Consider the following 6566-nt stretch of genomic DNA (forward strand, 5'->3'; position numbering starts at 1 on the left):
CCTTGAACCGCAGACCTATGATTTCGAGCATGACGGGCTTCGGGCGCGGAACCGCCGAGGCGAAAGGCATCACGGCCTCCGTGGAGATGCGCTCGGTGAACAGCCGGTATTGTGAGGTGTCCGTGCGCATGCCCCGCTCGCTCGCCGAATACGAGAGCGAGATCCAGAACCTCATCAAAAAGGCCTTCGCGCGTGGACGCCTGAGCGTGAACGTTCAGGTGGAGCAGGCGCTCGACGACGCGCTGCCCGTCCGCGTGGACCCGAAGGCCGCCCGCGCCTACGGACGCCTCCTCGAGACGCTCCGGGACGCCGCCGGCATCGACGAGCCCATCCGCATGGAGCACCTGCTCAAGTTCTCGGAGGTCTTCCTGCCCCCCGAGGAGACGCCCGCGAAGGCCGAACGCGCATGGGAGGTCATCCGCGCGGCGCTCGACGAAGCCGTCGCGGCGATGCGGGCCATGCGGCGGCAGGAGGGCCGGGCGCTCGAAGCCGACCTCAGGCTCCGCATCGACACCATCGAGCAACGGCTCGACCACGTCGAAACGTCCGCTCCGGAACGCATCGAACAGGCGCGCGCGCGGCTCACCGAGCGCCTCGAAGCCTTCTTTCACGACGAACGGCTCAACCGGGAACGGCTCGAATTCGAAATCGCGCTCCTCGCCGACAAGCTCGACGTCACGGAGGAATGCGTCCGGCTCCGCTCCCACCTTGCGCTCTTCCGCGAAGCGCTCGGAAGCGACGAGCCCGTCGGGCGAAAGTTGAATTTTCTCGCGCAGGAGATCAACCGGGAGATCAACACCATCGGCTCGAAAGCAAACGACGCGGCCATCGCCCACCTCGTGGTGGAGATGAAGGAGGAGCTCGAGAAGATCCGCGAACAGGTGGAAAACACGGAGTAGGCCGTCGCCCGCATGAGTCAGAGAAAGATCATCGTCCTCACCGCGCCGAGTGGATCCGGCAAAACGACCATTGCGCGACGGGTGCTCGAAGCCTTCCCCGAGATGCGCTTCTCGGTGTCGGTCACCACGCGCCCGCCCCGTCCCGGCGAGCGAGACGGCGTGCACTACCATTTCATCTCCGAAGAGGCGTTCCGCCGCCACATCGCCGCGGGCGATCTGCTCGAATACGAAGAGGTGTACCCGGGGCGTTTTTACGGGACGCTGGCGAGCGAAGTGCGGGACGCCGCAAAGAAAAACCCCGTCCTGCTCGACATCGAGGTGAAGGGCGCCGAAAACGTGAAGAAGATCTTCGGCGACGATGCGCTGGTCATCTTCATCCGTCCCCCCTCGCTGGAGGTCCTGGCCGAGCGGTTGCGGCGGCGGAACACGGAATCCGAGGAGACGCTCCGCCACCGTCTCGAACGCGCCGCGCACGAACTCGAGTACGCCGACCGTTTCGACGCCGTGGTGGTGAACGACGACCTCGACCGCGCCACCGAAGAAACCATCCGTCTCATCCGCTCGTTTTTGGAGCGCTGACGTCCGTTTTGCCGCCTGTCCCCTTTCCGAGAGACGCCATGCCCGACCCCGTCGAAGATCAGCCCTTGAAAGGCCGGAAGCTCCTCCTCGGCGTCACCGGCGGCATCGCGGCGTACAAGGCGGCGACGCTCGTGCGGCTCTTCAAGAAAGCCGGCGCGGACGTGCAGGTGCTCATGACGCCGGACGCCGGACGCTTCATCACGCCGCTGACGCTCGGTACGCTCTCCGGGCGCGAGGTGCTCATCGAGATCTTTCCCGACAACGAGGACGGGACGTGGACGAAGCACGTCGAACTGGGGTTATGGGCCGACCTGTTCGTCGTCGCTCCGGCCACGGCGCAGACCCTCGCCCGGCTCGCCCACGGCTTCAGCGACTCGATGCTCACGGCGACGGCGCTGGCGGCGCGTTGCCCGATGCTCGTCTGCCCGGCGATGGACCACGACATGTACCTCCACCCGGCCACACAGGCCAACCTGGAGCGGCTGCGCTCGTACGGCTATGAGGTGATGCCGCCGGGGTTCGGCGCGCTCGCGAGCGGCCTCGTCGGGCACGGGCGCATGCCGGAACCGGAAGAGATCTTCGCCCGCGTCGTGGAAAAGCTGTCGGCGCGCGGGACTTCGCTCGAAGGCATGGAGGTGCTCGTCACCGCCGGGCCCACGCGCGAGGCGCTCGATCCCGTGCGCTTCCTCACGAATCACTCGACCGGCAGCATGGGCTTTGCGCTGGCCGAAGCCGCCGCCCGGCGCGGAGCCCGCGTCACGCTCGTCAGCGGCCCCTCGACGCTCGACACCCCCCCCGGCGTCACCCGCGTCGACGTGGTCACCGCCGAGGAGATGCACGCCGCCGTTCAGGCGCGCAAAGACGCCGACCTCGTCCTCATGGCTGCCGCCGTGGCCGACTTCACCCCGGAGACGACCGCCGCCTCGAAGCTCAAAAAGTCCGGCGACGCGATGACGCTCCACCTCCGCCCGACGCCCGACATCCTCGCCGCGCTCGGCCGCGAGAAGCGCCCCGGACAGACACTCGTCGGCTTCGCCCTCGAGACCGACGACGGCCTCGCCAACGCCCGACGCAAGCTCGAAAGGAAGAACCTCGACTGGATCGCGCTCAACAATCCGAAAGAGGAGGGCGCGGGCTTCGGCGTGGGGACGAACCGCGTCACGCTCCTCCACCGGAGCGGCCGCACCGAAGCCCTGCCGCTGATGCCGAAACGCGCCGTCGCCGAGGCCATCCTCGACCGCGTCACGGCAGCGATGCACGCCGACGTCCCCGAAAACTCCTGAGCCCCTTCGGGCCCGGCGTTTAGTGCTCCATCGGAAGCCCTTTGGCCATCCACCCCATCATGTCGCCTTCCATGTGGGCGAGGTTCGAGAAGCCGTTCTTCTTCAAAATGTCGGCGGCGATCCCCGCGCGGCGACCGCTCCGGCAGTACAGAATGATTTCCTTGTCCTTGTACGGCGCGAGTTCGTCGAGGTGGGCGGGGAGGTCGGTGTGCGGGATATTCCTCGCGCCCGGCACGTGGCCCTGGGCGAACTCGGCGGGCGTCCGCACGTCGAGGATGAGCACGTCCTCCCGGGGCGTCTCGCGGAGTTGGAGCACCTGCTCCTGCGTCACTTCGCGCACGACGACCGGCGCTTCCGCCGTCGCCGTTTCGGACGATGGTGCGCCGGAGTTCGCGCCGCTGCGGCACGACGTGCCGAGCACGAGGATCGAGAGGAACAGAAAAGGGACGAGTCGTCTGGTCATGGTGGATGGCGGGGTATGGTGGAAATAAAACGTTGGATTCGGACGAGTATACGCCGGACGGGCCGGATGCTTCCATGACGAAGTCACGAAAGCTGTGGATACGCCGTGCAAAAGTGGTGCATAAAAATTGCTGCGCCGCGCGCGCGCGGCCTTGAGGTACCGCCGCCGCGCGCCTAGTTTACGGACCTTCCCCACCACCCCGCGCCTCATCATGCCGACGCCCCTGCAGACCTTGCGCGCCGCCCTCCGATACGAAATGGCCCTCGGGGGTCCGTTCGTCCCACTCGTCGCGCCCGAAAACGTCGCGCCGGCATCTCCCCACCCATCGTCCGAAGCCGCCATGCCCACGCACGACCTTTTCGGCAACCCCATCGATCCGAGCCGGGACCCTGCCCGCTCGCCGTATGAACGCATCGAGGCGTTGATCCCGGAGGACTCCCCGCTCCGCGCCATGAAGACGCTCGAGGAGGTGGAAGCATATGCCCGCACCCACGTCCTCACCCCCATCGACGAAGCGCGGCAAAACCTCGTCTTCGGCGTCGGCAATCCGCACGCCGACCTCATGATCATCGGCGAGGCGCCGGGGGCGGACGAGGACCGTCGGGGGGAACCGTTCGTGGGCCGCGCCGGTCAGTTGCTCAACAAAATCCTGGCGGCCGTCAACTTCAGTCGGGACGAGGTCTACATCACCAACATTCTGAAGAGCCGTCCGCCCGGCAACCGCGATCCGCTGCCCGAGGAGACGGCGGCTCACCTCCCGCTCCTGTACAAACAGATCGCCCTCGTAAAGCCCAGAATTCTGCTCGCCGTGGGCCGCACGGCCGGAAACGCGCTTCTCGGGCGAAAGGCGTCGCTGGCGTCGCTCCGGGGCAAGTTCCACGACTTCCACGGCCTGCCGCTCATGGTGACGTACCATCCGGCGGCGCTGCTTCGCAATCCGCAGTGGAAACGTCCGACGTGGGAAGACGTTAAGCTGCTTCGTACCCGATACGATCAGCTCGTGGGCTGATGCATCCGACGTGAGAGGCACTCCGGCATGGCGGATCAAGACGATTTTCAGCAGCGGCCCTTCAACATCGACGAAGAGGGCCGGCCCTATCCGATCGAGAAATTGGTCGGCAGCGGACGGCGTCGCACGCGTCCGCCGGGAGGCGGAGGAGCGGGCGGCTCGTCCGGGCGCGTCCCCCCGCAGGCCGTCGACGTGGAGCAGTCGGTGCTCGGAGCGATGCTCATCGAGCAGGAGGCGATCCCCCGCGCCATCGAGATCCTGCAGCCCGACGCCTTCTACATCCCGAAGCATCAGAAAATCTACCTGGCCGTCCTGAGCCTCTTCGAGCGCGGCAACCCGGTGGATCTCATCACGCTGACGGAAGAGCTCAAACGCCGGAACGAGCTTGACGACGTCGGCGGGGCGTACTATCTCTCGGAGCTGACCACGAAGGTGGCCTCGGCGGCCAACGTCGAGTATCACGCGCGCATCATCGCCGAGAAATCGCTTTTGCGCAAGATGATCGAGACGATGACCGCGCTCATCGGGCAGGGATACGACCCCGGCGCGGACGCCTTCGAGTTGCTCGATCAGGCCGAGTCCGAGATCTTCCGCATCTCGGAGACGCAGCTTCGCAAGGCCGCCACGTCGATGAACGAGGTGCTCAAATCGACGCTGGCGCAGCTCGAGGCCATCCACGGGCGCGAGGGGGGCATCACCGGCGTGCCGAGCGGCTTCTCCCGCCTCGACGACATGACCGGCGGCTGGCAGAACTCCGACCTCATCATCATCGCCGCCCGGCCGTCCATGGGCAAATGCCTCGGCAAAGGCACGCTCGTGATGATGTACGACGGCACGCTCAAACCCGTCGAAGACGTCCGCGTGGGCGACCGGCTGATGGGCGACGACTCCACCCCGCGCACCGTGCTCTCGCTGGCGCGCGGGCGCGAGATGATGTACTGGGTGCGGCAGACCTTCGGCATGGACTATCGGGTCAATGAGAGCCACATCCTCTCGTTGAAAAAAAGCTGCCGGGAAGGACGCGAGCCGCGCGGCGCCGTCACCCACATTTCCGTGCGAGATTACCTCCGGCGCTCCGACAAGTGGAAGAGCGATCACAAGGGCTACAAGGTCGCCGTTGATTTTCCCGAACAGCCGTTGCCGCTCGATCCGTACCTGCTCGGCCTCTGGCTCGGCGACGGAAAAAGCGATAGCGCCCGCATATACTCCAGGGATCCGGCGGTCGTCGAATATCTCTTCGAGCGCGCCGAGGCCCGTGGGGAACGCGTGAGCGTCTACGACACCCACCGGCCCGGCCCGGCCTACCTCATCACCGGCGGACGCGGACGTGGACGGTTCTCCTCGGTTCAAGCGGCCCTTTGCAAACTCGGCGTCCTCAACGACAAACACATCCCCCACGTCTACCTTGCCAACTCGCGCGCCAACCGCCTCCGCCTGCTCGCCGGATTGATCGACAGCGACGGCCATCTCAATGCCGGGCACGGGGGGACCTACGAGATCACCCAGACGAACAAGCGGTTCGCGCAGCAGATCAAGTACCTCTGTGATACGCTCGGCTACCGTTGCTCGATCAAAGCCAAACGTACGCACATCCCTCAGACCGGCTTCGAGGGCATCGCCTGGCGGGTCCGGTTCAACGGCAACGTCGAGGAAATTCCCGTCCGTATCGCCCGCAAAAAGGCCTCGCCCCGGACCGACGGCCGTGACTGGACGGTTTCCGGCATACGGGTCGAGCCGGACCAGGTGGACGAGTACTACGGGTTCGTGCTGGACGGCAACCATCTGTTCCTGCTGGCCGACGGCACGGTGACCCACAATACGGCTTTCTCCCTGGCCTGCGCCCGGAACGCGGCGCTTCACCCGAAGCACGCCGCCGGCGTGGCGATCTTCTCGCTGGAGATGAGCGCGCAGCAACTGGCGCAGCGCCTGCTCACCGCCGAGGCCCGCGTCGACGCGCAGGCGGCGCGCACGGGACGGCTGAGCGAGGACGACTGGCCCCGCCTGGCCCGCGCCGCCGGCAAGCTCTCCGCCGCCCCCATCTTCATCGACGACACGCCGGGGCTGAGCATCCTCGAACTGCGCGCCAAGTGCCGCCGCCTCAAAGCCGAGCACGACATCGGGCTGGTCGTGGTGGACTACCTCCAGCTCATGCACGGCACACACACCTCGAAGAACGCCAACCGCGAACAGGAAATCGCCCAGATCTCGCGCTCGCTCAAGTCGCTGGCCAAAGAACTCAACGTGCCGGTCATCGCCCTTTCCCAGCTCAGCCGCGCCGTCGAAACCCGCGGCGGCGACAAGCGCCCCCAGCTCTCGGACCTTCGCGAGTCGGG

The 6566-nt window shown here is 66.5% G+C and carries 6 protein-coding genes; 5 read left to right on the plus strand and 1 reads right to left on the minus strand.

Annotated features, from left to right (window positions below; genetic code table 11):
• The first annotated feature begins 17 nt into the window (after positions 1-17).
• Genes AC1HIY_RS13995 through coaBC form a run of 3 tightly spaced genes read left to right on the plus strand, consistent with a single transcriptional unit; the run spans position 18 to position 2761 of the window.
• Positions 18-899 carry a YicC/YloC family endoribonuclease gene (locus AC1HIY_RS13995; protein WP_479577364.1) on the plus strand — a complete coding sequence of 294 codons (882 nt, stop codon included), beginning with the start codon at positions 18-20 and terminating at the stop codon, positions 897-899.
• Positions 900-911: 12 nt separating this feature from the next.
• Positions 912-1478: a guanylate kinase gene (gene gmk / locus AC1HIY_RS14000; protein ID WP_479577365.1), complete on the plus strand. Its 567-nt coding sequence runs from the start codon at positions 912-914 to the stop codon at positions 1476-1478.
• 38 nt (positions 1479-1516) lie between these two features.
• Entirely contained in the window at positions 1517-2761 is a 1245-nt protein-coding gene (gene coaBC, locus AC1HIY_RS14005) for a bifunctional phosphopantothenoylcysteine decarboxylase/phosphopantothenate--cysteine ligase CoaBC (RefSeq protein ID WP_479577366.1), read from the plus strand.
• A 19-nt stretch (positions 2762-2780) separates the two neighbouring features.
• On the opposite strand, the gene AC1HIY_RS14010 is transcribed toward coaBC, so the two are convergent.
• Positions 2781-3224: a rhodanese-like domain-containing protein gene (locus AC1HIY_RS14010; RefSeq protein WP_479577367.1), complete on the minus strand. Its 444-nt coding sequence runs from the start codon at positions 3222-3224 to the stop codon at positions 2781-2783.
• 211 nt (positions 3225-3435) lie between these two features.
• Here AC1HIY_RS14010 and AC1HIY_RS14015 point away from each other — a divergent pair, with 211 nt between their 5' ends.
• Both AC1HIY_RS14015 and dnaB read left to right on the plus strand, forming a co-directional pair.
• Positions 3436-4233 carry a uracil-DNA glycosylase gene (locus AC1HIY_RS14015; protein ID WP_479577368.1) on the plus strand — a complete coding sequence of 266 codons (798 nt, stop codon included), beginning with the start codon at positions 3436-3438 and terminating at the stop codon, positions 4231-4233.
• 27 nt (positions 4234-4260) lie between these two features.
• Positions 4261-6566, plus strand: a 2306-nt coding sequence (gene dnaB, locus AC1HIY_RS14020; RefSeq protein WP_479577370.1) for a replicative DNA helicase, incomplete at its 3' end; no start/stop codon positions are given.

The sequence above is a fragment of the Rhodocaloribacter sp. genome, assembly GCF_056451265.1.